Raw genomic sequence first — 26,068 nt, forward strand, 5'->3', positions numbered from 1 at the left:
ACGGCTGCAATGACCCCTGAACGCCACGGAGCATCGTATGACACGCATCGCATTTCGGACAATCTTGACCCTGTTGGGTTTATCACTGCTGGCGGCTTGTGGGTCGGACATGCGAACAATGCCCGACAATCACATGCAGACGATTGCCTATCTGTTTGCCAAACGCGATGTTGATGCGCCGATGCCACGTGGCTGGCGGCAATTGAATGGTGCAGAAATCAACTACCGTTTTGCAAACGAAACATATGCTGTCTATTCAGTGGATGAAGATGAAGAACTGCTGGTCATGCATTTATCCGACAACGGGACCGGGCGACTTGAAGCCGATGATGACCGCGAAAAATGCATCTGGAACAGCATGGTCGACCAGTTGAACCTTGAATGCGATGATACCGATATGGAATGGCGGATTTACACCAATGGGCCAGATTTGATCGCAATTGATCTCGATGAAGATGAGTTTGCCGTTCTGCGCAAACGACCTGGCCGGTAAAATATTCCCCAACCGCGGTTTTTATACCGTTTCCGAACAAACAAAAACGGGCCACCCAAGGGGCAGCCCGTTTTTTTAATGGCATTTCCATGCATCACATCTAGGCGCGCAATGCACCGCCTGTGGCTTTTTCGACCGCCGCAACGACCTTTTTGCTGACCGCGTCGATTTCTTCCTCGGTAAGCGTCGCCTTGGTTGGCTGCAAGGTGATTGAGAAGGCAATCGATTTCTTGCCGTCTTCGATACCCTTGCCCGCATAAAGATCAAAGATCGTCACATCAGTAATCAGGTTACGATCAACGCTGCGTGCCGCCTTGACGATGGCATCAGATTTTACATCCACGTCCAGCAAGAAGGCGAAATCACGTTCAACCGACTGGAAGCTTGACGCATTCAATGCCGGGCGACCGGTGCCTTTTTTCTTGGGGCTTGGGACATTTTTAATAAACAGCTCAAACGCCATAACCCGGCCCTTCACACCCAGTGCTTTCAACACTTTGGGATGCAATTCGCCGAAATAGCCAAGCACATTTTTCGGCCCCAACTGCAAGGCAGCCGAACGACCCGGATGATACCACTGTGGCGCGCCATCAACATTGACCTGCACATTGGCCGCCGCCGTTCCAAGCGCTTCAAGCAAGGCCTCCGCATCGGCCTTGGCGTCAAACAGGTCGACATCACGGCGCGACCCGGTCCAACTGCGCGGCGTGGTTGCCCCGGCGCGAAGGCCCGCAGCCACCAAACGCTGATCACCAGGCTGATCGCCAAAGAATTCCGGCCCCACTTCAAACAGGGACAGATCGGCAAAGCCGCGCGACTGATTGCGCCCAACGGCAGCGATCAGGTTGATCAGCGCGTTCGGGCGCATCACATCAAGATCCGAACTGATCGGATTGGCCAGAAACAGGCCTAGCTTGAGATCCGTGAACAGTTTGGCCCAGCGCGAGTCGGTAAACGCCCAGGTCACGGTTTCATACATGCCACGCGCCGCCAAAACCCGGCGCGTCAGACCAACCCGTTTCTGGAACGGGGTCAGGGCCGGAACAGGCAGGCTGGTTTCACGTTCAAGCGGGACAGTTGGGATTTTGTCGTACCCGACAATGCGCAGGACTTCTTCGACCAGATCGGCTTCGCCCACGACATCCGGGCGCCAGGTCGGTGCGATAGCTGTGATCACCGATGCTGAACCGCTAACCTCGAAACCAAGCGATTTCAGAATTTCAATTGCACGATCTGCGTCAACGGCAACGCCGCCAAGCTCAAGAATACGGTCAATCCGCAAATCGAAACTGTTGCGCGGGTTTGGAACCTCGCCCGCTTTGACGACATGAGAAACTTCACCGCCGCAAATCTCGGTAATCAGATGGGTGGCAACTTCCATGCCCCAGATCACCGATTGCGGATCAACACCGCGTTCGAAACGATAGCGCGCATCGGAATTGATCTGCAATTTACGACCGGTTTTAGCGACACTGATCGGGTCAAACAGGGCGCATTCAACAAACACATTGGTCGTTTCAGCAAGGCAGCCGGTTTCTTCGCCGCCAATAATCCCGCCAATACCAAGCGCCTTGGCTTGGTCGGCAATAACCACCATCGTGTCGGAAAGCGCGTATTCCTTGTTATCAAGCGCCGCAATTTTTTCACCATTGGTGGCGTAGCGAACATTGATATCCCCCGCCAATTTATCGGCATCAAACACATGCAACGGACGACCAAGATCGTGGGTCACAAGGTTGGTGATATCAACAAGGGCAGAAATCGGGCGCAAGCCGATGGATTCCAGACGGGCTTTCAACCAATCCGGGCTTTCGCCGTTCTTAACACCACGAATATAGCGTCCATAAAATACGGGCGCAGCCGCATTTTGAGTAATGTCCGTCGAAATCGTGACACCAATCGGGCTATCAAAAGCACCCACAACGGCTTCCTGACGCGGATCGGCTTTAAGCGTGCCAAGACCCGCCGCCGCCAAATCACGCGCCACACCGCGCACACCCGTGCAATCGGGGCGGTTTGGTGTCAGGCCGATTTCAAGGATCGGATCATCAGCGCCTAAAACCGAGGCCACCTGTGCGCCAATTTCGGCATTTTCGGGCAATTCAATAATGCCATCATGATCTTCACCCAGGCAAAGCTCACGGGTTGAACACATCATCCCTTGGCTTTCGACACCCCGGATTTTGCCCGGTTTAAGTTTCGAGCCATCAATCGGGATGATCGCGCCGGGCTGGGCCAAGGCGACTTTAATCCCGGTGCGCGCATTGGGCGCACCACAGACCACCTGAATGACTTTATCGCCGGTATCAACCTTGCACAATTTCAGGCGGTCAGCATCGGGATGCTGTCCAGCTTCGATGATATGAGCAACACGGATGTCTTTGAGCGCCGCCCCCCGATCGGTCACGGCTTCGATTTCAAGCCCAACATCGGTCAATTTTTCGGCGATCACATCAATTGATGCATCGGTATCAAGGTGCTGTTTAAGCCAGTCGAGTGTGAATTTCATGGTCTCAGCCCCTTACCATATTCGGTACATCCAGCGGCACGAAACCATAATGTTTCAGCCAGCGCAGATCGGTATCGAAGAAGGTGCGAAGATCAGGAATGCCATATTTCAGCATCGCAATACGTTCGATCCCCATGCCAAAGGCAAAGCCCTGATATTCATCAGGATCAAGGCCACAGGCCGCCAGAACACGCGGATGAACCATGCCGCAGCCCAAAATCTCAAGCCAGTCGTCGCCTTCGCCGATCTTGAGCTCTCCGCCTTTGCGCGAACAACCAATATCCATTTCAGCACTGGGTTCGGTAAACGGGAAGAAACTTGGGCGATAACGCACCGGAACGTCATCCAGCTCGAAATAGGTTTTAACAAATTCAAGCAGGCAACCTTTGAGGTGCCCCATATGGGTTTTCTTGTCGATCACCAGACCTTCGACCTGATGGAACATCGGGGTGTGGGTCATGTCGCTGTCTGAACGATAGGTCCGACCCGGTGCAATAATGCGGATCGGTGGCGTTTTCGACTGCATGGTACGGATCTGCACCGGGGATGTATGGGTGCGCAACACAAGGCGCGAACCGTCTTCCTGTTCAGGCAGATAAAAAGTGTCCTGCATTTCACGCGCGGGATGTTCCGGCGGGATGTTCAGGGCAGTAAAGTTATGAAAATCGTCTTCAACATCGGGACCTTCGGCCAGGGCAAAGCCCATTTCACCAAAGATGGAAACAATTTCGTCCATCGTCTGGCTGATCGGGTGAATGCGGCCTGCGGTCTCGTCTGCGCGTGCGGGCAAGGTGACATCGATCCGCTCGCCAATCAGACGCGCATTCAACGCAGCATCTTCAAGGCTTGCTTTACGGGTTTCGATCGCCTCGGCAACCGTGTCCTTAACCGCGTTCAGCGTCTGACCGAATTCACGGCGCTGATCAGGATCCATCTGGCCAAGGTTTTTCATCAGGCCGGTAATGCGGCCCTTTTTGCCAAGGGCGCTGATGCGAACGTCTTCAAGCGCCTGCAAATCGGCTGCTTTTCCGACTTCACCCAGAACCTCTTCGCGCAATGCTTCGATGTTTTCCATAACTTCCGACGCTTTGCTTCAAGGGAAAAGAAATAAACAAAAAGAAAGGGGACGGCCAATATGGCTGCCCCCGATCAAATCAGGCAAGTCCCGTCTAAACCTTTTTACAAAAGGTTTATCAGCCGAGTGCAGCCTGCGCCTGGGTAACCAAAGCTTTGAAAGCTTCGGGTTCGCGCACGGCGATGTCTGCAAGCACTTTACGGTCAAGCTCAACGCCAGCCTTCTTAAGGCCGTTCATGAACAGCGAATAGCTGAGACCGTTTTCACGAGCACCGGCGTTGATACGCTGGATCCACAAGCTGCGGAACTGACGTTTCTTAACGCGACGGTCGCGATATGCATACTGCAAACCTTTTTCGACAGCCTGCACTGCTGTGCGGTAAGTATTCTTGCGGCGACCGCGGTAACCCTTGGCAGCCTTAATAACCTTGCGGTGACGAGCGTGTGAAGACACGCCCCCTTTTACACGAGCCATTTAACTCTCCTTAGCCTAACCGTACGGCAGGAATTTTTTGACGATGCGGGCATCTGCTGCACAGAGAATCTCTGTGCCACGTGACTGGCGCTTCATCTTGGTGGGTTTCGCAGTCAGCAAGTGACGCTTGTTAGCGACATTGCGACGAACTTTACCCTTTGCGGTCAGGCTAAAGCGTTTTTTAGCGCTCGCTTTGGTCTTCATCTTGGGCATTTTTCTATCCTTGCATAAGCAATGAAACACGAAATCCCCCACGGCGGCTGGGCATGCCCTGAAAGACCATTGATCTTTCCAGCCTCACCACCTTTTCGGGGACGGGTGGTTATAGACTCCACCCTTGCCTTTTTCAAGGGACTTTTCATGTGCTTTCTCCTTGCCTATCGCCGGTCTTGCCCGCCATGGTGGCGTCCCCGTCACGGATCACAGACAGACATGACCCAAATTACATCTATCATCCTGCCGTTCTTCAGCCTTATCGCCCTTGGCTGGATCGGGGGAAAAAGCAAAATTGTGAGCCATGAAGGCATGCGCGGCATCAACGGCTTTGTGTTTTATTTTGCCCTGCCGGCCCTTTTGTTTCGGGCACTTGGCTCCCGGGATTTCGATCTGATCTGGCAACCGGATCTTTTGATTTCCTATGGCTCTGCGACACTCGTATTATTCTTTTGCCTGCGCTTTCTGGCCGGACGGATGTTTCAGCTTGATCGTTCCTGCGCCACATTATTCGGCTTTGCCGGAACTGTTTCAAATGCCGGCTTTATGGGGCTGCCACTAATCATCGGTCTTTTGGGCGAGGCCGCGGCCATCCCCCTGATTGTCGCCTTGGCCTTTGATCTGATCGTCACCCTGCCAGTCAGTCTTATGCTTTTGGAAAGCGCCAAACACAAAAGAACCACGGGGACGGTGGGCCCGAACCCGCTACCAAAAATCCTGCGCGGCACAGTATCGAACCCGGTGCTAATTGCGATTGTCTGTGGCGTCATTGCCAGTGCCTGTGACCTCGACTGGCCGGGCGGCTTTGATTATCTTTTGGAATTACTCGGCGCCGGGGCGGGTCCTGCGGCTCTGTTTGCAATCGGCGTTGCCCTGGTTGGACGCCCGATCGCAGAAAAGCGCGCCGAACTTGGCGCCATGGCGATTGCAAAGCTTGTGCTGCACCCGTTGATTGTTTTTGCCGCCTTTTACCTGATTGGTTCGCTTAGCGAGATCGAAGTAAAAGCCGTTCTTCTGCTTGCGGCCTTGCCAACAGCAGGCAATGTGTTTGTCATTGCGGCAACATATGATCGCTATGTTGTGCGCAGCTCGTCCATTGTCCTGATCACAACAGCAATCGGTGTGGTCAGCTTTTCACTGTTCACATTATATATAAACCCCATTGCAACATGGGCTGCCAAGGGTCCGTGATATATCGTTGGAAATCAGGTGTTTGCCGGAATGCTGCGATCAAATTGCCGTTTTGATGGTGTGAACCCGACCGATCCATTTCTCGATTCGGCTTAATAGCTTTTCACGATTAATCGGCTTGAGAACAAAATCATTCCCGCCGGCCGCCACACCACCACGCAGGTCTTCTTCCCCTTGGCGCGCGGTAACATAAATAATCGCACAGGCAAGATCGGGGAAACCCGTGCGCACCCGTATCGCGGCCTCAAAGCCGTTCATACCGGGCATCATGATATCCATCAAAATGACACGCGGTTTTTTTGACTTAAGAGTCTGAAGCAACTCCTTGCCAGACGAAACACCAACGAAACTATAACCGCCACTTTCGACGATTCGCTTCAATAGCACGAGACTTTTGGGGTCGTCATCGACTCCGACGATCAGAAGATCATTCCCGGCGGCCATGGCATTCCCTCTTACTTGGAAAGGCAAAACGCCGCGAATTAACGCGGCGCCAGTACCATAATCATCACGCGGCCTTCCATCTTGGGCATCATTTCCGGTTTGGAAAGATCTTCAAGATCTCCCGAGAACCGTTGCAACATGCCAAGACCGAGATCCTGGTGAGCCATTTCACGTCCACGAAAACGCAAAGTAACTTTCACCTTGTCTCCACCGCCAAGAAACTTTTGTGCGGCACGAAGCTTCACATTGTAATCATGGATATCGATGTTAGGGCGGAGTTTGATCTCCTTAACTTCGATAACCTTCTGTTTCTTCTTAGCTTCGTTCTGTTTCTTGCTTTGTTCGTATTTGAACTTGCCGAAATCAATCAGTTTACAGACGGGAGGCTCGGCATTTGGAGCGACTTCGACAAGGTCGAGTCCAGCTTCCATAGCCATTTCAATGCCTTCACGAACCGTCATCGGATCTGACATGTTGCCTTCACCGTCGACAACACATATGGCGCGGGATTTGATATCTTCATTGACGCGCGGACCGTCCTTGGTCGGCTGCATCGGTTTGCGTGGTCGTGCTATGGATAATCTCCTATGGTAATCAAACAAAAAGCGCAGAAACAAGTTGCAGGCAACAAATCCGTCACCGGGGCGCTCATCGCGCTGTATATCCTATGGAACGGACCATTGCCTAGCATATCGGGCCACAGTCAGAAAGCAATGATTTTAGACTTCTGCATTGGCGATCAAACCTTTGCAGTCCGCCACTTCATTGTCACGCCCCTGCCGCCTTGCAGCTGCCCGGGGCAATATCCCCGATCAGTCAACAAGATCCAAACGACGGCGCACCTCGTCCATCACCCGGTTGACGGTCAGTTCGCGCAAATCATTCTCGCGGACAATACTGACAGCATTGTCCGTTGTGCCGCGCGGCGCGCTTAGTTTCGGATCAGATTCGCTCGAAAACAAAACGATTGAGGGCGCCCCGGCAGCCGCAGCAATATGCATCGGCCCCGTATCATTACCGATTGCCAAGACCGAACGCGCGGCAAGCCCGGCGATATCAAGGAAACCGGTCCGGCCCATCAAATTGCGCGCCTTGGGACACATGCCATCAATCTTGCCCAGAACCTCGGCTTCGTTATTTGTTCCGATCAAGACCGGCGTCAGGCGATAGTCGGCCAGCTTTTTGGCCAGCAAGCCAAAGCGTTCCGCCGGCCAACGCTTTGCCGGGCGGTGCGGTGCGCCCCCCGGACAGATCAACACAAACGGGCTTCGGATACCAAAGCGATCCAGATCAATATCCGCTCCGGCAAGGAATGGCAGCGGCACATTTTCAATCCCGGCATAGTGTAATTGATCTGCCAAACGATCAATTACATGCAGGCTATCACGATCCGGATTGCTGTGCGGATGTGAACAGCCCCGGGCGATTCCCGACCATTCCGGCGCTTTCCCCGGCCAAAACAGGCGATAGTAAAAACCGCTTCGATCCGATGTCTGCAAATCATATATACGGTCAAAATTGCCCTTGCGCAGGAACCGGCGCAGGGCAAGAACTTCACGTATCTGAAACAGCTTCGGGCGCCGATCAATCGCAATGGCATCAAAATAGCCGCTTGATTTGATCAGATCGACATAGAGTTTAGTTGTCAGAACCGTAATATGGGCACGAGGATGGGCACCCCGAATGGCGGCAAAGGCCCCCATTGCAAGGATGACATCGCCAAGCGCAGAAAGCTTGATAACCAGAATGCGTTCCTGTGTGGCGTCATCAGATGCCACACCCGCAACAATTTCGGCTTCCTGCGCGGTGTTCAAGATCGTCGAACTCGTCATGCTGCGTTCCTGATCGCGCCTTTCAGCGCCTTCTCATATACCGCCAAAGTTTTCTCAGCCATCTGGATCAGGGAATAATTTTCAATCACATGCTTGCGACCCTTCTGGGCCAATGCCGCACGTTTTTCCGGCGTCAACCGCAAGACCTGTGTCAACGCCACCGACAATTGCCCAACTTCGTTCGGGGTGACAAGCCAACCGGTTTCACCGGGCAAAACAGTTTCCATGGCCCCACCATGCGCCGTCGAAACCACCGGGCGCCCCATGGCCTGAGCCTCGGATGGAATACGTCCAAAGGCCTCGGGCTCAATCGATGGACATGCCACAACATCAGCCAGCATATAGGCCGCAGGCATATCTGCACAATGATCGACGATGTGAACGATATCCTCGAGTCCCAGTTTTTTGGTCAGGTCCAGAACCTCGTCACGATACCCCGTCCTTCCCTGATCGGAACCAACCATCAAACACCGGACATTACGATGCCCAAGCGCCTCAAGCACAGCCGGCAACGCCTTCACCAGGAAACAATGTCCCTTCCAGCGCGTGATACGTCCCGGCAACATGATGACATATTCCTCGCCACTAAGACGCCACTGATTTGACAAGGAAATCAGCCGTTCCTGACTGACATTTTCCGGATTGAACAGATCGGTATTGGTACCGCGCGGCACAATATTAAGACGCTCCGGATCCATCTTGTAAAACTTGCGGATATGCGCCGCAATGTGATTGGAAATGGCAACCACCTGATCGCCCATGGTCATGATCGCATTATAACGTTTCTTGATCAGGTTATTGTACCCTGAATAAGTACCATGGAACGTAGTAACCAACGGAATACCGGTTTTGCGCGCGGCAAAATAGGCGCTCCAGGCGGGGGCGCGTGACCGCGCGTGAATGATGTCGACACCTTCAGTGCGGATCAATTCTACCAGCGCATCCACATTGCGGCGCATTGTAAAAAGATTCTTAGATTTCAGCGGCAGCGTAATATGACGCGCACCAAATCGCTCAAGCTCACGCTCAAGCCGCCCGCCCTGAGATGCAACAAGTGCCACCCCGCCGCCATCAACGATGGCACGTGCGATATCAACCGTTCCACGCTCGACACCACCGGTATCAAGTTCGGGCAGAACCTGCAAAATTACCGCCGGGCGATAGTCCGCACCTTGCGTCTGCTGTTCCGAACGATAAACTGACTGGGTCTTAATTTCTGACGCGCTCATTCACTTCCAATCACTAACACCCAAGGATACCCTTCCCGGATGACACATGACATGCCGACGCCTCAGTATCTCGACCGGCCTGACGGATTAAAAATCGCATACCATGCGACTCCCGGCAAGCTGACAGATGTACAAGGCGATCAAAAGCCCGGCATCCTGTTTCTGGGGGGCTTCATGTCCGATATGACCGGCACCAAGGCCACCCATCTTGAGGCCCATTGCATTAAGCAGGGGCTGGCTTATACCCGCTTTGACTATACGGGTCACGGACAATCAGCAGGCGCATTCAAAGACGGCACCATTGGTCAATGGGCACGCGATGCCGTTGCCGTAATTGATGAAATCACAAGCGGCCCGCTAATTTTGGTCGGTTCATCAATGGGGGGATGGATCATGTTACTGGCCGCGCTTGCCCGCAAGGACCGTGTCGCCGGGCTGGTTGGTATCGCCGCCGCACCCGATTTCACCGAAGACCTGATGTGGGCACAGTTCACCGACGCCCAGAAATCCGAAATCGCTGAAAAAGGTGCCTTGATCGAGCCGACAGAATACGGCGACGATCCCTATACAATTACCCATGCCTTGATTAAGGATGGTCGCAATCAGTTGCTTTTACGCAAACCAATTGACCTTGATTGCCCGATCCGCTTGGTTCAGGGCATGCAGGACCCTGATGTACCCTGGCAAACCGCCATTCGCCTGACCGATGCATTGGTTTCCAAGGATGTCCGTGTTGACCTGATCAAAACTGGCGACCATCGCCTGTCTGAACCAGATCAGCTTGCCGTCATCACAAAACATCTTGATGAGGTCATTGAAAAAGTGACGACCCCGTAACCAGCGACCGGACCGTCACACGTCATTTTGATCATCAGGCCAAAACGATTTTTTCATTGTCGATCTTTACCGCAACCGGCGCCAGTGCATCACCTGCACAGGGGCCGGAAATGCAATGGCCGTCTTCAACCCGAAAACGCGCGCCATGCGTTGAACAGATGATATCATGACCCAGATTACTGATAAATTCATCAGGCTCAAGGTCAAGCGGCACACCGATATGCGGGCAACTGTTAACGTAACCAAAGACCCCCGCACCATCACGCACAATGAATATGCCCATCCTATCCGCACCATCGCCAAGCGAAATTCCCTTGGCACCGGTCGCATCAAGATCCGCCACATCACAAAGCACCGTTCCGGATGGCGGAAGCCCCGCCATCATGGCGATACCCTGCCCATCTGGCAAATAGCCGCCCATGACGATGCATCAATCGGCATGACCGAAAGACGTGATTGCCGAAGCAATGCCAGATCGGCAAAACGTGGATCGGCCTTAATATCGGCAAGGGTCACCGGGCTTGGCAACGGTTTGACGGTTTTGAAATCAACCTGAACGAATTTGCCGCTGGCATCGGTTGGATCGGGATAGGCTTCGCGCACAACCTCGACAATGCCGACGATCCGTTTTTCATTCACCGAATGGTAAAAGAACGCCTGATCGCCAATCTGCATTGTCCGCAAATTCTTTGCCGCCTGATGGCTGCGAACCCCATCCCAACCTTCAACACCCTTCCTGACCTGATCGTCCCACGACCAGCTTCCCGGTTCGGTTTTGATCAGCCAGAATGCCATGGATCAGAATACCTTTTTAAACGGACGAACGATGACAGACTCGAACAGCCCCGCCTTGCCATAAGGATCATTGGCGGCAAATTTTTCGGCGTCGGCCTGCGTATCAAACTCGATAATGAAAACCGAGCCATTCATCCCTTCGAGGTCAGGATCAAGGGTCGGACCCGCCGCAACAATCTTGTCGGCGAAACCATCCTTGATATAGGCCAGATGCGCATCGCGATTGGCCTTACGCACGTGAAGGTGACCGGGTTTATCGACACAACGAATATAGAAATGCATGGAAACGTTTCCTGTCAAAAATTGGCTTCAATGCCGCTAAATTGACAGAACCGTCGCAAAGGCTCAAGCCGAACCATGTCATCATAGCGCGGAAGTGACCGGATTATGCGCCGGTTTCAAGTTCATCACGGAACGGGCGCTGCAAAAGTGCATCAATCGTACTGCGCAAATCCGCACCATGATTGGCAACCTGATCGACCGCACGGCAAATCGGCATCTCGATCCCGTATTTAACCGCCACCGCCGTGATCGAGGCCGCCGTATGGACCCCTTCGGTTACCGAACGACGTTCGGCAAGGATATCCCCGGCTTTGCGCCCCTGGCCAAGGGCAACACCGAAGGTGTAATTCCGCGACAGTGACCCGGTACAGGTCAGGGTCAAATCGCCAAGACCGGCCAAGCCCATCATGGTTTCAATCCGCCCGCCCATCGCAACCGCCAAACGCGACATTTCTGCAAGTCCGCGGGTAATCAGAGCCGCACGTGCATTATCGCCAAGCGCAAGCCCGGCAACCACGCCACTTGCAATGGCCAACACGTTCTTGATCGCCCCCGCCACCTCAACACCGGCAACATCGGTACTGAAATAAGGCCGGAATGCTGGTGTACCGATCAATTCGACCAAATCACGGCCAAGATCACGATCCGAACAGGCCAGCGTAATCGCAGCAGGCAAACCTTTGGCAACTTCCTGGGCAAATGTCGGGCCGGACAAAACCGCCACCGGAACATCGCCAAGCGTTTCGGCAACAACCTGGGCCATCAGGGCACCGGTATTTTTTTCGATCCCTTTTGCACAGATAATGGCTGGCAGGGTTTCGGGCCAATGCGGCGCAAGCTTGATCAGTGTTGCGCGCAAATGCTGTGCCGGTGTTACCAAAAGAACCGCATCCGAATCGCGGATGCCATCAATGGCAGTGGTCGCCCGTAATGCTTCGGGAAGTTTAATACCGGGCAGATAAAGATCGTTTTCACCGTCGGCATTGATGCGACCCGCCAATGCATTGTCGCGCAAGACAAGTTCAACATCGGCACCGGCACGCACAGCCTGAATGGCCAGTGCGGTTCCCCATGCCCCTCCACCAACAACTGTAATACGCTTGCCCGACATGTTTCTTCCCGATCCCGATGATAGTTTACGTGTAACTCTGTGGTGATGCGTCGATCAGGCCTTCACACCGGCCCCCGGGCGTTTTGGTGCCTCGGGGTCAAGCGGCCAGCGCGGACGCGGCTTGAAATCCAGTCCATCATGTTGCCCCAGGCGAAACCGTTCAAGTCCGGCCCAGGCAATCATCGCGGCATTATCGGTACAAAGTTCCAAGGGGGGCGCCACCAAAGTCATGCCCGCCTGATCGGTCAATTCACTTAACCGGGCCCGCAAATATTTATTCGCGGCAACGCCACCAGCCAAAACCAATGTTTTACCCGTCGGGTAATCGCGCATGAAATCAAAAATCGCATTGCGCGTACGATCAATCAGGGTTTCCCCCACAGCCCGCTGGAAAGATGCAGCCAGATCGGCTTTGACTTCAGGGGTCTGCTGTTCGACTGGAAATCCGTCAAGATAGACCCGAACGGCGGTCTTAAGACCGGAAAACGAAAAATCACAGCCCGGACGCCCGCGCAACGGCCGCGGCAAACTAAACCGGTTGGGATCACCGGTCTCGGCAACTTTTTCCAGCGCCGGACCACCGGGATATCCAAGGCCCATCATTTTGGCGGTCTTGTCAAACGCCTCGCCAACCGCATCGTCAATCGTCGTGCCAATCCGCTTGTATAGACCGACACCTTCGACGATCAGAACCTGACAATGCCCTCCCGATACCAGCAACAGCAAATAGGGAAAGGCCACATCATCGGTGAGCCGCACGGTAAGCGCATGACCTTCAAGATGATTAACCGCCAGAAACGGCTTTTGCGCGGCAAAGGCAATCGCCTTGGCGGTCATGGCCCCAACCATAACACCACCGATAAGGCCCGGCCCACCAGTACAGGCGACCGCATCAAGATCGGCAAAATCAACACCGGCATCGTCCATCGCCTCGGCCACCAGACGATCAAGATGTTCCAGATGTGCGCGTGCGGCAATTTCCGGCACGACCCCGCCATAGGGGCGATGATCGTCAAGCTGCGACAAGACCCTGTTTGACAGGATTTCGCGCTTGTCATTAACAACAGCCGCGGCTGTTTCATCACAGCTTGTTTCGATACCCAATACGATCATGTCATGTGGACCCGCAATGTGTCGCGCCATATTGACGCGCCCCGATTGACAATAGTTTGACAATAATTCTGGCAGTGATGTAGCTCAAACTGCGCAAGCTTTCCACCCCGGGCCTGCGCATTGGCCCCATGCAGGAAAGACGTTAGGACGAAAAGACTACCACATAAGTCAATGAAGCCCGGACATTCGCCGTTATAATCCGACACCAATCGGGCTTGGTCGGCACAGATTGCAACCTACGCTACCACCCTTGTTTTCAACTACTTTTATCACTACAACTCGGCGACATGACAAACATATCTGAACCCGCAAAACTTCGCATCGGCACCCGTGGCTCCCCCTTGGCTTTGGCCCAGGCACATGAAGTCCGTGACAAACTTGCCAAAGCCCATCCGGAATTCGCCGCCGAAGGCGCGATTACCATTACGGTGATCTCCACCACCGGCGATCAAATTCTTGATCGGGCGCTATCGGAAATCGGTGGCAAAGGATTGTTCACCAAAGAAATCGACGATGCCCTTTTGGGCAACGAGGTTGATCTTGCCGTTCACAGCATGAAAGACGTCCCAACCGTGCTGCCCGATGGCATGATTTTGCCAACGATCCTGCCGCGCGAAGATGTCCGCGATGCGTTTATCTCGCTTAAATACAAAAGCTTTGCCGAAATGCCCGCCGGATCGGTGATCGGGTCGGCGTCACTTCGCCGTCAGTCGATAATCCTGAACAAATACCCCGACCTTAAGGTCATTACCTTCCGTGGTAATGTTCAGACCCGCCTGCGCAAGCTTGAAGAAGGCTTGGTTGATGCCACCCTTTTGGCAATGGCCGGGCTGAACCGTCTGGGCCGCCCGGATGTTGCAACCGCCGCGATTGCCGAAGACGATATGTTGCCTGCCGTGGCTCAGGGTGCGATCGGCATCACCATCCGCGAAAATGATGCCAAAACCCGTAACTTGCTTGATATTTTGCATTGTCCGACCTCGGCCATTCGTGTTTGCGCCGAACGGGCCGCCCTTAGGGCGCTGGATGGATCATGCCGCACACCGATTGCCGCGCTTGCAGAATACCTGCCGGATGGCAAAATGCGCCTGCGGGTGTCCATTATCCGCCCGGATGGCAGCGAACGGCTTGATACCGAACGTCTGATTGACGATCCGGACATGACCAATGCGACCAATGCCGGAACCGATGCCGGGAACGAGCTTAAAACACGTGGCGGACCCGACTTTATTTCGGCCTGAGAACCCGCTGACCACACAAAGAGGCGTCAAACAGGGACAATATGGGACAATTGATCCTTAACACCCGACCAGAAACCGACTCGCAGGAACTTGAAACCACGTTATTGGCGCGTGGGTATCGCTTGCTGTCGGCACCGATGTTACAGATTGCATTCCCCCCCTGTCCTGACGGACTTGATCTTGCCGGCGTACAGGCCTTGATCTTTACCTCGGCCAACGGGGTGCGGGCCTTTGTCCATCACAGCCATGATCGCAATTTTCCAGTTTTATGCGTGGGCGATTCTACCGCTCGGATGGCAAAACAGGTCGGTTTCACCGAAATCTACAGTGCGAATGGCGATATTCATGATCTTGCACATCTGATTGACGTCCAAATTGATCCCTTGAACGGGGCTCTGTTCCATCCGGCGGCCCGCAAGGTTGCCGGGGATTTGGCAACGCTTTTAAAGGATCGCAATTTCGATATTCGACGTCAAACCGTCTATGATGCAATCCCGGTCGATGACCTGCCCGATGATGTAATCAATGCAATTTCCGCACATCACATTGATGCCGTTTTATTTTTCTCTCCCCGAACTGCAGAAAGCTTTGTTAAACTGATCAAACGATACAAGCTGGAGCACGATCTGCTCGGCACACGTGCAATTTGTCTGAGCATGGCAGTGCAAGATCGCATTGGCGTTCTTACATGGCATAAGACAATGCTCGCAAAACGTCCGACACAGGAATACCTTCTTTCTGCACTAGACACCGCATTTGCCTGACTTTTCAGCATCCAGGTAGTGTCCCGGAACAACCGCAAACTGCAATGGTCCGACCGTGAAAAAACCAGAAACGCCAAAACCCGACGCTTCCGCAAATCCGGCCGAGCCAAAAGCCAGGCCATCTGAAACCATTTCAATCGACAGCAAAGGCAATGCAAGCGTTGCCAAGGAAGCTGCCGAACAGAAATCCGATGCCGCTTCCAAAGCGAAAGCAGCAACCGCATCTGCAAGCGCGACGGGTAACGGCCCAAAAGCGCCATCTGGGGCATCCGAACCGGCAACCGATACAAAACCCCAGATCAAACCGGGCATAAACCAAAAACCATCTTCGGACGAAGCCAAACAGGCCAAAGACGAACCCGCCCGCCAAAAACGTGGTGGCAAGGCGATCTTGCTGTTTGTGATCATCATTGCCGGCGCATTAGCCGCCGGATGGCTAACCCGCGCCCTTTGGTGGCGCGATGCCGAACCGGTTCTAAGCGAATATGTCCCGGCTGAAATCCTTGCCGAAATCGCGCCCGAAGCCGGAACCGGTTCCGAATTAACATCGGGCACGGTTACATCCGACGCAGATACCGGCAATACCAGCCCAACGAGTACCGGCACCCCCTCAGGGTCAGACACAGCAACAAACACAGACACCTCATCCGATGTCGTGGAACGTGATGATGCCATGCTCGGCAATGAAGACAATCTGACCCCACCGGAAAATAACGGCACCTTGGCAAATGGCGGCAATATGCCAATGACGGCGGCCAAGGATAGCCCGGTTGTTGTCGATCCTGAATTGACCGAACGCCTGTCACGTCTGGAAGGTACGATCAACGCCCTGCGTGAACGGCTAAACAGCGAACGTGGCGACACATTAAATAATTCGGTCGCCCGGCGGATTGCGGAAATCGAAACCCGTACCGCCCCGATCGAAGAACTGGCGCGCGTCGAAGCGGAACTGGCCGGTGTCGCATCTGAAATGCGCGAGCTTTCTGCCCGTCTTTCCACCATGGAAGCCGAAGTCCGCGCAACGGCCGGTCTTCGTGTCGAAAGCCGTGGTCAGGCAATCGCCATGGCCGTGACCATTTTGCGTGATGCCCTGCAACGTGGCGGGCCATTCATGATCGCCCTTCACCAGCTTGAACGCAGCGGATCGGACGATCCGGTAATTGCAAAACAGATCGCAATCCTGAAACCACTTGCTGATCAAGGGGCACCAACTGTTGAAAAACTGCGCCAGTCCTTCCCGGTCATGGCGCAAGAAGCTATTAAAGCCGCAAGTGACGATCATTCCGGCACGGTCCTTGACGCAACTTGGGCCAATATCAAAAAATTGATCCCGATCCGTCGTGTTGACGTTGCAGGCGAAGGTTCGCTTGATGGGCGGCTTGTCACGGCGGAAACAGCGCTTGAAAACAACGACCTTGATGCTGCAATTTCCGCCCTTGACGGTGTCGAAGGTGACAATGCCAGGGCCGCAATCAACACATGGCTTGGCAATGCCCAAAACCGTCAGGTTCTAAACGGTGCGATTTCAACACTAAGCGCGCATGCAATTAACCTTTTGACCGGCGACGGAACAGGGAACGGAACAGGAAATACGGGGGATAGCCAATGATCCGTATCGGCTTTTTCATCCTGATCACGGCCCTTCTGGTGACCTGCACGGTCTGGTTTGCCAACAATCCGGGCAATATGACCATTGTTTGGCTGGGCTATCGGTTTGACGGGTCCATCGGCATGGTTGCCCTTGGTCTTTTGGCATTAACCGCCCTGCTGGTTGTTTTATGGCGCTGCTGGTCGGCAATTGCCAATTCACCAAGCTGGCTTGGCCGTATTCTGGGCAGTCGCCGCCGTAAAAAAGGCCAACAGGCTCTGACCATGGGCTTGCTGGAACTGGCGTCGGGTGATGTCCGTCAGGCGTTAAAACATACCCGTGCGGTGGATCGTTACCTCGAAGACGACACCCTGACCCGGCTTCTAACCGCACAGGCCGCAGAACTGGATGGCGATAACAATGCCGCCAAACGCCAGTTCGAAGCCATGCTGGAAAAACCGGACTCGGCCTTTTTCGGGCTGCGTGGTTTGTTGCAACTTTCGCTAAAGGCCGATGATCGATCAGCCGCACTTGACTATGCCGAACGCGCCCATCGTTTGCGCCCTCGCAATCCGGCCGTTCTGGTGACCCTGTTTGATCTTTTACTCGGCGCCAAACGTTGGGACCGTGCCTTGACCCTTTTGGTTGATGCGCAAAAAGCCAATGTTTTCAACGAAGACGAACTTACCCGTCGTCGTGCGCTTCTGATCACGGCAAAGGCCGAAGATGCCATCACCGATGGTGAAAATACCGAAGCCATCAAACTTCTGCGCAAAGCACTAAACGCCCGCCCGGACTTTATCGGCGCGGCTGTGCTTTTGGCCAAGCTTTATGCCGATAACAATCAGGCCGCCAAGGCCCGCGATGTTGTGCTGCAAAGCTGGCGAACATCGCCATCGGCCGCCCTTGGTTCGATTTATGTGAACAGCCTTGATGGCGATGCCCTGGCCAAGGTCAAAGCGGTTGAAAAACTGATTGCGACCAACCCCGACCATATCGAAAGCCAGCTTCTGATTGCCGAGGCTGCCCTTGCCGCCGATCTTTGGGGCATGGCGCGTGGCAATCTGGAAAAGGCCATTGCCAATAAAGCACAGGCGCGCCATTACCGCCTGCTTTCCGATCTTGAATTTCGCGAAAAGAAAGACGCCGCCAAGGCACGGGAACTTCTGGTCAAGGCCAGCCATGCCAATCCTGATCCGGGCTGGCGTTGCGGGGCATGTGGTGCAGAAACCGATAAATGGGCTGTTACCTGCCCGTCCTGTCATTCCTTTGGCAGCATCGACTGGCGTGCGCCGCTCCGTGTGCATAACGATACTCCGGCATCCAAACAGACCGCGCCCAAACAACCTGCTGCGATCAAGCAGGACGGCGCGATTATCGAAAATGCCCCCCCAACGGATACCGCAGATACCAAAACCAAAGACAGCCAACCAGCGGCCTGATCAAATCCGCATCCAAACAAAGAAAAGGGCAGCAGACATTAATGTCTGCTGCCCTTTTTACATATGGATCACGTCACCAAATTAATGACGGAAATGACGCATCCCGGTAAAGACCATGGCGATGCCATGTTCATCCGCGGCGGCAATGACTTCTTCATCGCGCATCGAGCCGCCCGGCTGGATCACTGCCGTTGCACCGGCATTGACCGCAGCCAAAAGGCCATCGGCAAACGGGAAGAACGCATCAGATGATACGACCGAACCCTTGGTGCGCAATTCGGCTTCACCGGCATTTTTGCTGGCTTCTTCAGCTTTCCATGCGGCAATGCGCGAACTGTCAACGCGGCTCATCTGACCGGCACCAACACCGACGGTTTTGCCGTCTTTAACGTAAACAATCGCGTTTGATTTGACGTGTTTGCCAACACGGAAGGCAAACAACAGATCATCAAGTTCTGCATCAGACGGTTTGCGCTTGGTAACGACTTTAAGGTCTTCACGCTTTACACGGCCCGCATCGCGGTTTTGCAACAGATACCCACCGGCCAGCGAACGCAGCGTCATGTCTTCGGCTTCGGGATCGGCCATGCCGCCGGTGATCAAAACACGCAGGTTCTTTTTGGCCGACAAAACTTCACGCGCAGCATCATCCGCATCCGGGCAAATCACGACTTCAGCAAACAGCTTGGCAATTTCTTCGGCAGTGGCTTTATCAAGTGTGCGGTTGACCGCAATGATACCGCCAAAGGCCGAAACCGGATCACATGACAACGCCTTGTGATAGGCATCAATCAGGCTATCGCCTTCGGCAACACCGCAAGGATTGGCGTGTTTGATGATCGCTACAGCCGGTTTTGTGCCAAATTCCGAAACCAGTTCAAACGCGGCATCGGTGTCGTTCAGGTTATTGAACGACAGTTCCTTGCCCTGAAGCTGGGTCGCGGTGGCAACACCCGGACGGTTTTTACCGTTGGTATAAAACGCGGCCTGCTGATGCGGGTTTTCACCGTAACGGAGCGTCTGTTTCAGTTCGGATGAAACATTCAAACGCTGCGGGAAGGTTTCGCCAAGTTCACCAGCAAACCAGGTTGAAATCGCCGAGTCATAAGCACCCGTGCGCGAAAATGCCTTGGCCGCCAGAACGCGGCGGGTCTCGGTCAAGGTCGCACCGTTGTTTTCTGCCATTTCCGCAACCACACGGCCATAATCGGCCGGATCAACCACGACGGTAACCGTCTCGTGGTTTTTCGCCGCCGAACGGATCATGCTGGGGCCGCCGATATCAATATTTTCAATGCAAGTGTCAAAATCGGCACCCTTGGCAACGGTTTCTTCAAACGGATACAGGTTCACCGCGACCAGATCGATCGGGGAAATGTCGTTATCTTTCATCGCCTGCATATGGCTTGAAAGAGAACGGCGCCCCAAAAGGCCGCCATGGATTTTCGGATGAAGCGTTTTAACACGACCATCCATGATTTCAGGGAAACCGGTATGGTCGGCAACTTCCTTTACAGGAATACCGGCCGCTTCGATGGCCTTGGCGGAACCACCAGTCGACAGGATTTCAACACCCTGTTCATGAAGGGATTTGGCAAATTCGACCAGACCGGTCTTGTCGGAAACGGAAATCAGCGCGCGCGCAATACGAGCAGTCATCGGGTTCGCTTTCAATACATCGTCATGGATGAAGGCAGCGGACCCATTGATGATATATCGACCCGATCAAGCGCCTGCGCACGCCATACGTTCCGGGCAACCGGCCTGCATCGAAACGAAAACGTCTTCCGGGAAATTGGTTCAATCCCGGCTTTGGTCCCGTTCGGGCCGACACATGATCAATGAGTCCGAACCATGTTTCGCGCGGAGCTTTATCACGCAGCGGTCAAAAAGTGGACCCCGAAATGTTGCATGGCGGTGTGCAGCCTGACGCAGACATTTAAAACAGTACAGCGGTAACCGGCCTAAAGGCCCCCAGCCGCCTGATCAATCTTGGCCGGGGCATCATCAGCAAAAAACGATTTTACACCGATCTCGGGCGGCTGGAATTCCGGGACAAGGCGACTGATCAATTCCAGCGTTTTATGCGTATCGCGGCTTTGCGCACTTTCACCAAGCTCGGCAAACACCTGTTTGATCAAGGCATAATCAACAACACGCGGTGCGGCCAGCATCAAACCATCGGTTTCAGTGGGTTCGGGCGGTTCAGCATCATGAAAAAGTTCTTCATAAAGCTTCTCGCCCGGGCGCAGGCCCGTCACCTTGATATCCACGTCCTTGCCCGGGCGCAGGCCCGACAACATGATCATCTGACGCGCCAGATCGATGATTTTCACCGGGCGCCCCATATCGAGAACGAAAATCTTGCCGCCATCAGTCACGCCATGATTGCCAAGTTCGGCGGCCTGAAGGACAAGCTCAACCGCCTCGGCAATCGTCATGAAGTACCGCGTAATGCCTTCATGGGTCACCGTTAACGGGCCACCGGCTTCAAGCTGTCGACGGAACAATGGCACCACCGATCCGGTTGATCCCAAAACATTACCAAACCGCACGGTGACAAACCGCGTCGGGCCGCGCTGATCGTCAGGCAGGGTTTCAAGCGCCTGACAATAACATTCTGCCAGTCGTTTGGACGCCCCCATGACATTGGCCGGGTTCACCGCCTTGTCGGTCGAAATCAAAACCATCGTGCCAACCCCCGCCGCACGGCAGGCTTCGGCAACATTGCGCGTCCCCAATGTATTGGTCAGGATGCCTTCGTTCGGATTATGTTCAACCAATGGCACATGCTTATAGGCCGCGGCATGAAAAACGATTTCGGGCTGTTGCTTGGCAAAAACCTGATCAATCCGGGTGCGATCACGCACATCGCCCAAAACACTGTCCCGCGGCAAATCGGGATATTTTTCCGACATCTCCATATCGATGGCATACAGATTGTATTCCCCGGCATCAACCAAGGTCAGGCTAGCCGGGCCATAGCCGGAAATCTGGCGCACCAGTTCCGACCCGATGGATCCCCCCGCCCCGGTAATCAGAACCCGACGGCCAGCAATCATCTGGCGTACTTTATCACGATCAAGACGTGCCTGGGGCCGCCCCAAAAGGTCTTCAATCGCCACCGGACGGATTTGCAACGGATCAGAAAGCCCTTCACGAAGGTCGCCTAGTTTCGGCAAGCGTGCCAATGTCATGCCATGGTGATCGGCGATTTCAACCCACTTGGTGATGTCTTCATGACGCAGTGCATCACCGGTCAGAACCATGCGGCGGGGTAATCCGCGCTTGTTCTTTTCCAGCTTGTTCAGCGTTTCTTCCAACTTGTCGATTGTCGCCAGAACATCAACACCGTGCATATTGCGGCCCACCCGTCCCTCGGTCAGTGCAACAATGCCCACCACATCAAACGGTGTATCGGCCGAACGGCGCGTTTCACGAATAAAGGCCTCGGCCTCGTCCCCCGCACCAATCAACAGGACCGGCACCCGCTGCGTTCCCTGACGCACCATCGCGCGTGCCGTGGTTTTATCCTTGGCAACCCGGTAAATCAAACGCGACCCACCCAACAACGCCATCAACAGGAACCACTGGATGATCGGGGTTGATCGCGGCAACCAATCAAGTCGCGTGGTGAAAAACAGGATCAGGAACAAGACACCAACGCCAACCGTCACCGCCTTGGCGATCCGTGTCAGATCGTTAAGCGACGCATAGCGCCAGATGCCGCGATAAAGCCCAAAGAACCAGAACGAAATTGCGGAAATAACCGTAAAGATCGACGCAGAAAACAGGATGTTTTGCGGATCATAAAAGACCACACCATCGCCAACCCGCAAATACAGGGCCGCAGGAAACGAAATGGCCGCCATCATCACGTCATGGACAAAGGCGATATGGCTACGTTGCAACAAACGCGACATGCGGTCCCTTACCGGAATTTATCTATCTTGTAATGCCTGCCACATTACTTACACGTAATCGGTACAGGCACGGAAATTCTTTTCGCGCCCGACCCGGCACAAGTCAAGCCAAGTCACCTGACGGAACATGCAACAAAGCCATCACTGTGGCTTAGACGGCGCACCCTTTACCGGCAGGCATTTCATCGCCCAGATCAAAAGCCCGACCACGATCACGGCGGGCACCAAACGTACCCACGGTGCTATTCCGACTGGCAGGAAGATAATAATGATCAGCGCGATATTGCACAACGTAATCAGGGACGATACCTGTGCGTGGCTCATGCTGCGCTGGGTCGCCTGCTGATAGAAATGTTCCCGATGCGCTTGCCAGACTTTTTCACGCCGAAGCCCGCGTTTGATCAGGGTAAAGGTCGCATCGACCAGATAATAAGACGGCAGGATCAAGGCGGGCATCCATGCGCCACGCGCGGCCAGTTCGAATAACAGCCACCCCAGAACAAAACCCAGCGGCACCGATCCGACGTCGCCCAGAAACAGTTTCGCCGGATGCCAGTTCCAGATCAGAAAACCGGCCATGATCGCCAGAACACCAAGGCCGATATACCCCAGATCAATGAATTCCGGCAGTGGCGCCAAAAGGGCCAGAACAAAAACGCCCGCACCAATTGACCCGGCTTCGACCCCGGTAATGCCATCGATCCCATCCATGAAATTAAACAGGTTCAGGAACCAGACCCAGGCCAGAACCACCAAAATGCGATCCAGCCACATCGGCACCAACCCTTGAAGAACCGGGCCATCAATAGCAAAAACACCGACAATTACGGCAATAAACTGACAGGCAAACCGAATAGCCGGTGATAAATCATGGCGATCATCAAGCCAGCTAAGTCCGCCAAGTACCACAGCGGCAGCCAACATGCCCCAGCGCGCAATATCGGTATCGCCCGACCATAAAAATACCGCGCCGACCATCACCACCAAAAGCGGTGTCACCGCCAAACCACCGCCACGCGGGGTTGGCACGGCATGACTTGAACGATGGTTGGGCATATCCAGAATTGCCTTGCGCCGCAGATACAGCAACACCGCCCAGGTCAGCAACATCGTACCGATCAAAAAGCAACCCGAAAAAATCGCAAGTGCGGCAAAAGACATCTGTGTCGCCCGTTCCGTTTCCATCATCGTCAAAATACACGTCTGGATTACCGGGCACCTGCCCCCATCGCAAGGCTTTTCAACACCATCGACATATTCATAACCGCATACAAAGCAGCCCTGCCATGCCCGATAACATTTTGCTTCGCACTTTACACTTGATGCTCTGACGCTTAACTACAGCACATAACCCGAAACCGGAGATACCCCTTTGACAGAACGTCGCGCCCGCCCGGATAACCGTCATGCCCAACCGGAAGATTTTCCCGATCCGCGCATGCTGGCCGTCAAAACCCTGCAAGAATTGCGCGGGGGCGAAGTTACGCTGGACGAACTTCTGTCAAAACACAGTTTTGGCCTGCCGTCGCTGGATCGCAATTTTTTGCGCCAATTGCTTGGCACCACATTGCGCCATCTGGGCGAAATCGATGCCATGCTGGCACCGCGTTATCACCCGCCGCAGGATCGCACGGCGTCCCGCCTGACCAATATCCTGCGCCTTGGCGTTGCCCAGTTGTTTTTCATGGATACAGCCGATCATGGCGCGGTTGACAGTACGGTCAATCTGGCGCGCGATGCCGGGCTTCATCGGTATGTCAAACTGATCAATGCCGTGTTGCGCGGGCTTCAGCGCGACGGCTTTGAATGGCCGGAAAATGTCGAAGGATGGCAATTAAACGTTCCGGCATGGCTGCGCGGATCCTGGAAAAAAGCCTATGGCGCGGAAATGGCCCAAGGCATTGCACAGGCAAGCCTTGGCTACGCCATGCTTGATCTGTCGGTCAAAGACCCGGCAGAAGCCGCGCATTGGGCCGAAGAAATGGATGGCGTTGTCTTGCCAACCGGCACGGTCCGCCTTGAAGGCCGCGGACGCATCCGTAAACTTCCAGGCTATAAAGACGGCAAATGGTGGGTCCAGGATGCCGCCGCATCGATCCCGGCCAAGCTGTTTGCAGCCTATGAAGGCAAAACCATCTATGACCTTTGTGCCGCACCGGGTGGCAAAACCATGCAGCTTGCCGCCATGGGCGCGCAGGCTATTGCGGTTGATAAATCCGAAGGCCGCCTGAAACGGGTTTATGAAAACCTTGAACGGGTGGAACTTGGCGCGGCTGTTGTCATCGGCGATGCCACGGATCTGGCCCCTGATACCCCGCGTGCAGACGCTGTTTTGCTCGACGCGCCTTGTTCCGCAACCGGCACCATTCGCCGTCATCCTGACATTCTGTTGCGCCAGAATGACAAATTGATGCGGTCGCTTTTGCCGATCCAGACAAAGCTGCTTAATCAGGCAGACAAGCTTCTAAATGTTGGCGGCGAGCTGATCTATTGCACCTGTTCGCTGCAACCCGAAGAAGGCGAACATCAGATCAAATCGTTTTTGGCCGATCATCCAAATTACGAACGCAAACCGATCACCGCCGACGAACTTGGTGGCTGGGACGAGGCAATCAACGATGCGGGCGAACTGCGCATTCTGCCGCTATATATGCAAGAATATGGCGGGATCGATGGCTTCTTCTGTGCGCGTTTGGTCAAAAAATCCTGATCGCCCCCCTGAAACGATCCACAACAAGGCTGCCATTCACCCCGTTTGGGTGACAGGACCGTGTTTTTGGGGTATGAGAACCGCGAAATTCCCATATTCCATTTCGCTTTCAGGACCTGTGCCGCGCCATGACCGCATCAAACGCCATCAAAATTGCCCCGTCGATCCTTTCAGCCGATTTCGCCCAGCTCGGCGTTGACGTCCGCGCGGTTGATGCCGCCGGGGCCGATTACATCCATATCGATGTCATGGACGGCCATTTTGTGCCCAACATCACCATCGGCCCGGATGTGGTCAAAGCACTGCGCCCGCACAGCGACAAGGTGTTTGATGTGCATTTGATGATTGCACCTGTTGACCCCTATATCGAAGCCTTTGCCAATGCCGGGTCAGACATCATCACCATTCATGCCGAAGCCGGTCCGCATCTGCATCGCTCGCTGCAACTGATCAAGTCGCTGGGCAAAAAGGCCGGGGTGTCGCTGAACCCGTCAACGCCCGAAAGCGTGATTGAATATGTCATGGACATGGTTGACCTTGTGCTGGTCATGACCGTCAATCCGGGCTTTGGTGGCCAGAAATTCATCCCCAGCCAGCTTGAAAAAATCAAGCGCATCCGCAAAATGATCGACGCCACCGGGCGCGATATCGACCTTGAAGTTGATGGCGGCGTAAACCCGGAAATCGCACCCAAGGTGATTGCAGCCGGTGCAAATGTCCTTGTTGCCGGATCGGCCACCTTCAAAGGCGGACCGTCCGAATACGCCAACAATATCAAAGCCATCCGCGGCAACTAAGCCT

At 54.3% G+C, this 26,068-nt stretch carries 25 protein-coding genes; 9 read left to right on the top strand and 16 right to left on the bottom strand.

The genetic code is table 11. The annotated features are described in order from the left end of the window. Window positions 1-118 precede the first annotated feature (118 nt). A complete protein-coding gene (locus TALK_RS00295; RefSeq protein ID WP_245829609.1) occupies window positions 119-493 on the top strand; it encodes a hypothetical protein in 375 nt (124 codons plus the stop codon). A gap of 100 nt (window positions 494-593) precedes the next feature. Here the strand turns inward: TALK_RS00295 and pheT are convergent, their stop codons facing one another. The 4 genes from pheT to rpmI all read right to left on the bottom strand — a co-directional run bounded on the left by pheT (window position 594) and on the right by rpmI (window position 4,765). Beyond that, window positions 594-3,002 carry a phenylalanine--tRNA ligase subunit beta gene (gene pheT / locus TALK_RS00300; protein ID WP_085614717.1) on the bottom strand — a complete coding sequence of 803 codons (2,409 nt, stop codon included), beginning with the start codon at window positions 3,000-3,002 and terminating at the stop codon, window positions 594-596. 4 nt (window positions 3,003-3,006) lie between these two features. Then, a complete protein-coding gene (gene pheS, locus TALK_RS00305) occupies window positions 3,007-4,077 on the bottom strand; it encodes a phenylalanine--tRNA ligase subunit alpha (RefSeq protein WP_085614719.1) in 1,071 nt (356 codons plus the stop codon). Between the two features lie 118 nt (window positions 4,078-4,195). Further along, window positions 4,196-4,552, bottom strand: coding sequence for a 50S ribosomal protein L20 (gene rplT, locus TALK_RS00310; RefSeq protein ID WP_085614721.1), 357 nt, complete (start codon window positions 4,550-4,552; stop codon window positions 4,196-4,198). A gap of 15 nt (window positions 4,553-4,567) precedes the next feature. After that, window positions 4,568-4,765 (bottom strand): 50S ribosomal protein L35, encoded by a 198-nt coding sequence (rpmI, locus tag TALK_RS00315; RefSeq protein WP_085614723.1) that lies wholly within the window; start codon window positions 4,763-4,765, stop codon window positions 4,568-4,570. Between the two features lie 219 nt (window positions 4,766-4,984). Here rpmI and TALK_RS00320 point away from each other — a divergent pair, with 219 nt between their 5' ends. Then, window positions 4,985-5,956: an AEC family transporter gene (locus TALK_RS00320; RefSeq protein ID WP_169714906.1), complete on the top strand. Its 972-nt coding sequence runs from the start codon at window positions 4,985-4,987 to the stop codon at window positions 5,954-5,956. 39 nt (window positions 5,957-5,995) lie between these two features. On the opposite strand, the gene TALK_RS00325 is transcribed toward TALK_RS00320, so the two are convergent. The 4 genes from TALK_RS00325 to TALK_RS00340 all read right to left on the bottom strand — a co-directional run bounded on the left by TALK_RS00325 (window position 5,996) and on the right by TALK_RS00340 (window position 9,461). Then, window positions 5,996-6,400 carry a response regulator gene (locus TALK_RS00325; protein ID WP_085614727.1) on the bottom strand — a complete coding sequence of 135 codons (405 nt, stop codon included), beginning with the start codon at window positions 6,398-6,400 and terminating at the stop codon, window positions 5,996-5,998. Window positions 6,401-6,438: 38 nt separating this feature from the next. Continuing rightward, window positions 6,439-6,954, bottom strand: coding sequence for a translation initiation factor IF-3 (gene infC / locus TALK_RS00330; RefSeq protein WP_085614729.1), 516 nt, complete (start codon window positions 6,952-6,954; stop codon window positions 6,439-6,441). A gap of 258 nt (window positions 6,955-7,212) precedes the next feature. Beyond that, entirely contained in the window at window positions 7,213-8,232 is a 1,020-nt protein-coding gene (locus TALK_RS00335; RefSeq protein ID WP_085614731.1) for a glycosyltransferase family 9 protein, read from the bottom strand. Further along, window positions 8,229-9,461, bottom strand: coding sequence for a glycosyltransferase family 4 protein (locus TALK_RS00340; RefSeq protein ID WP_085614733.1), 1,233 nt, complete (start codon window positions 9,459-9,461; stop codon window positions 8,229-8,231). The genes TALK_RS00335 and TALK_RS00340 overlap by 4 nt, the downstream gene beginning before the upstream one ends. Before the next feature lie 51 nt (window positions 9,462-9,512). Here TALK_RS00340 and TALK_RS00345 point away from each other — a divergent pair, with 51 nt between their 5' ends. After that, window positions 9,513-10,298 (top strand): alpha/beta fold hydrolase, encoded by a 786-nt coding sequence (locus TALK_RS00345; protein ID WP_245829610.1) that lies wholly within the window; start codon window positions 9,513-9,515, stop codon window positions 10,296-10,298. Window positions 10,299-10,332: 34 nt separating this feature from the next. On the opposite strand, the gene TALK_RS00350 is transcribed toward TALK_RS00345, so the two are convergent. The 5 genes from TALK_RS00350 to tsaD all read right to left on the bottom strand — a co-directional run bounded on the left by TALK_RS00350 (window position 10,333) and on the right by tsaD (window position 13,599). After that, complete coding sequence (locus TALK_RS00350) at window positions 10,333-10,683, bottom strand: Rieske (2Fe-2S) protein (RefSeq protein ID WP_085614737.1); 351 nt, start codon at window positions 10,681-10,683, stop codon at window positions 10,333-10,335. Beyond that, complete coding sequence (locus TALK_RS00355; RefSeq protein WP_085614739.1) at window positions 10,680-11,093, bottom strand: EVE domain-containing protein; 414 nt, start codon at window positions 11,091-11,093, stop codon at window positions 10,680-10,682. Before TALK_RS00355 ends, TALK_RS00350 begins: the two co-directional genes overlap by 4 nt. Window positions 11,094-11,096: 3 nt before the next feature. Further along, window positions 11,097-11,375 (bottom strand): YciI family protein, encoded by a 279-nt coding sequence (locus TALK_RS00360; RefSeq protein ID WP_085614741.1) that lies wholly within the window; start codon window positions 11,373-11,375, stop codon window positions 11,097-11,099. Between the two features lie 103 nt (window positions 11,376-11,478). After that, window positions 11,479-12,486: an NAD(P)H-dependent glycerol-3-phosphate dehydrogenase gene (locus TALK_RS00365; protein ID WP_085614743.1), complete on the bottom strand. Its 1,008-nt coding sequence runs from the start codon at window positions 12,484-12,486 to the stop codon at window positions 11,479-11,481. A gap of 54 nt (window positions 12,487-12,540) precedes the next feature. Continuing rightward, window positions 12,541-13,599 (bottom strand): tRNA (adenosine(37)-N6)-threonylcarbamoyltransferase complex transferase subunit TsaD, encoded by a 1,059-nt coding sequence (gene tsaD, locus TALK_RS00370; protein WP_085615657.1) that lies wholly within the window; start codon window positions 13,597-13,599, stop codon window positions 12,541-12,543. Window positions 13,600-13,886: 287 nt separating this feature from the next. Between tsaD and hemC the strand changes: the two genes are divergently transcribed. From hemC to TALK_RS00390, 4 genes are read left to right on the top strand one after another with little or no spacing between them, the layout of a single operon-like run. Then, window positions 13,887-14,840 carry a hydroxymethylbilane synthase gene (gene hemC / locus TALK_RS00375; protein ID WP_085614745.1) on the top strand — a complete coding sequence of 318 codons (954 nt, stop codon included), beginning with the start codon at window positions 13,887-13,889 and terminating at the stop codon, window positions 14,838-14,840. Between the two features lie 41 nt (window positions 14,841-14,881). Further along, window positions 14,882-15,604 carry a uroporphyrinogen-III synthase gene (locus TALK_RS00380; protein ID WP_085614747.1) on the top strand — a complete coding sequence of 241 codons (723 nt, stop codon included), beginning with the start codon at window positions 14,882-14,884 and terminating at the stop codon, window positions 15,602-15,604. Between the two features lie 55 nt (window positions 15,605-15,659). Further along, complete coding sequence (locus TALK_RS00385) at window positions 15,660-17,213, top strand: COG4223 family protein (RefSeq protein ID WP_085614749.1); 1,554 nt, start codon at window positions 15,660-15,662, stop codon at window positions 17,211-17,213. Beyond that, window positions 17,210-18,634 (top strand): heme biosynthesis protein HemY, encoded by a 1,425-nt coding sequence (locus TALK_RS00390; protein WP_085614751.1) that lies wholly within the window; start codon window positions 17,210-17,212, stop codon window positions 18,632-18,634. The genes TALK_RS00385 and TALK_RS00390 overlap by 4 nt, the downstream gene beginning before the upstream one ends. An 81-nt stretch (window positions 18,635-18,715) precedes the next feature. Here TALK_RS00390 and purH read toward each other — a convergent pair whose 3' ends face one another. From purH to TALK_RS00405, 3 genes are all read right to left on the bottom strand, one after another. Next, complete coding sequence (purH, locus tag TALK_RS00395) at window positions 18,716-20,293, bottom strand: bifunctional phosphoribosylaminoimidazolecarboxamide formyltransferase/IMP cyclohydrolase (protein ID WP_085614753.1); 1,578 nt, start codon at window positions 20,291-20,293, stop codon at window positions 18,716-18,718. Between the two features lie 305 nt (window positions 20,294-20,598). Beyond that, on the bottom strand, window positions 20,599-22,557 hold the full coding sequence (locus TALK_RS00400; protein ID WP_085614765.1) for a polysaccharide biosynthesis protein: 1,959 nt from the start codon (window positions 22,555-22,557) through the stop codon (window positions 20,599-20,601). A 141-nt stretch (window positions 22,558-22,698) separates the two neighbouring features. Next, window positions 22,699-23,718, bottom strand: coding sequence for an MraY family glycosyltransferase (locus TALK_RS00405; RefSeq protein ID WP_085615659.1), 1,020 nt, complete (start codon window positions 23,716-23,718; stop codon window positions 22,699-22,701). 211 nt (window positions 23,719-23,929) lie between these two features. On the opposite strand from TALK_RS00405, the gene TALK_RS00410 reads away from it, so the two are divergent. Beyond that, the gene (locus tag TALK_RS00410) at window positions 23,930-25,267 is read left to right on the top strand and encodes an RsmB/NOP family class I SAM-dependent RNA methyltransferase (RefSeq protein ID WP_085614767.1); all 1,338 of its coding nucleotides are present in this window, start codon (window positions 23,930-23,932) and stop codon (window positions 25,265-25,267) included. Window positions 25,268-25,395: 128 nt separating this feature from the next. Then, the gene (gene rpe, locus TALK_RS00415; protein ID WP_085614769.1) at window positions 25,396-26,064 is read left to right on the top strand and encodes a ribulose-phosphate 3-epimerase; all 669 of its coding nucleotides are present in this window, start codon (window positions 25,396-25,398) and stop codon (window positions 26,062-26,064) included. Window positions 26,065-26,068: the final 4 nt, after the last annotated feature.

Origin of the sequence: Thalassospira alkalitolerans, assembly GCF_002115745.1 — a bacterium.
Classification (GTDB): Bacteria; Pseudomonadota; Alphaproteobacteria; order Rhodospirillales; family Thalassospiraceae; genus Thalassospira; species Thalassospira alkalitolerans.

What these genes read in the sequence shown, in the direction of transcription:
- TALK_RS00295 (WP_245829609.1), top strand. Translation starts at nt 119, where the DNA reads ATGCCCGACAATCACATGCAGACGATTGCCTATCTGTTTGCCAAACGC.
- pheT (WP_085614717.1), bottom strand. Translation starts at nt 3,002, where the DNA reads ATGAAATTCACACTCGACTGGCTTAAACAGCACCTTGATACCGATGCA.
- pheS (WP_085614719.1), bottom strand. Translation starts at nt 4,077, where the DNA reads ATGGAAAACATCGAAGCATTGCGCGAAGAGGTTCTGGGTGAAGTCGGA.
- rplT (WP_085614721.1), bottom strand. Translation starts at nt 4,552, where the DNA reads ATGGCTCGTGTAAAAGGGGGCGTGTCTTCACACGCTCGTCACCGCAAG.
- rpmI (WP_085614723.1), bottom strand. Translation starts at nt 4,765, where the DNA reads ATGCCCAAGATGAAGACCAAAGCGAGCGCTAAAAAACGCTTTAGCCTG.
- TALK_RS00320 (WP_169714906.1), top strand. Translation starts at nt 4,985, where the DNA reads ATGACCCAAATTACATCTATCATCCTGCCGTTCTTCAGCCTTATCGCC.
- TALK_RS00325 (WP_085614727.1), bottom strand. Translation starts at nt 6,400, where the DNA reads ATGGCCGCCGGGAATGATCTTCTGATCGTCGGAGTCGATGACGACCCC.
- infC (WP_085614729.1), bottom strand. Translation starts at nt 6,954, where the DNA reads ATGCAGCCGACCAAGGACGGTCCGCGCGTCAATGAAGATATCAAATCC.
- TALK_RS00335 (WP_085614731.1), bottom strand. Translation starts at nt 8,232, where the DNA reads ATGACGAGTTCGACGATCTTGAACACCGCGCAGGAAGCCGAAATTGTT.
- TALK_RS00340 (WP_085614733.1), bottom strand. Translation starts at nt 9,461, where the DNA reads ATGAGCGCGTCAGAAATTAAGACCCAGTCAGTTTATCGTTCGGAACAG.
- TALK_RS00345 (WP_245829610.1), top strand. Translation starts at nt 9,513, where the DNA reads ATGCCGACGCCTCAGTATCTCGACCGGCCTGACGGATTAAAAATCGCA.
- TALK_RS00350 (WP_085614737.1), bottom strand. Translation starts at nt 10,683, where the DNA reads ATGATGGCGGGGCTTCCGCCATCCGGAACGGTGCTTTGTGATGTGGCG.
- TALK_RS00355 (WP_085614739.1), bottom strand. Translation starts at nt 11,093, where the DNA reads ATGGCATTCTGGCTGATCAAAACCGAACCGGGAAGCTGGTCGTGGGAC.
- TALK_RS00360 (WP_085614741.1), bottom strand. Translation starts at nt 11,375, where the DNA reads ATGCATTTCTATATTCGTTGTGTCGATAAACCCGGTCACCTTCACGTG.
- TALK_RS00365 (WP_085614743.1), bottom strand. Translation starts at nt 12,486, where the DNA reads ATGTCGGGCAAGCGTATTACAGTTGTTGGTGGAGGGGCATGGGGAACC.
- tsaD (WP_085615657.1), bottom strand. Translation starts at nt 13,599, where the DNA reads ATGATCGTATTGGGTATCGAAACAAGCTGTGATGAAACAGCCGCGGCT.
- hemC (WP_085614745.1), top strand. Translation starts at nt 13,887, where the DNA reads ATGACAAACATATCTGAACCCGCAAAACTTCGCATCGGCACCCGTGGC.
- TALK_RS00380 (WP_085614747.1), top strand. Translation starts at nt 14,882, where the DNA reads ATGGGACAATTGATCCTTAACACCCGACCAGAAACCGACTCGCAGGAA.
- TALK_RS00390 (WP_085614751.1), top strand. Translation starts at nt 17,210, where the DNA reads ATGATCCGTATCGGCTTTTTCATCCTGATCACGGCCCTTCTGGTGACC.
- purH (WP_085614753.1), bottom strand. Translation starts at nt 20,293, where the DNA reads ATGACTGCTCGTATTGCGCGCGCGCTGATTTCCGTTTCCGACAAGACC.
- TALK_RS00400 (WP_085614765.1), bottom strand. Translation starts at nt 22,557, where the DNA reads ATGTCGCGTTTGTTGCAACGTAGCCATATCGCCTTTGTCCATGACGTG.
- TALK_RS00405 (WP_085615659.1), bottom strand. Translation starts at nt 23,718, where the DNA reads ATGTCTTTTGCCGCACTTGCGATTTTTTCGGGTTGCTTTTTGATCGGT.
- rpe (WP_085614769.1), top strand. Translation starts at nt 25,396, where the DNA reads ATGACCGCATCAAACGCCATCAAAATTGCCCCGTCGATCCTTTCAGCC.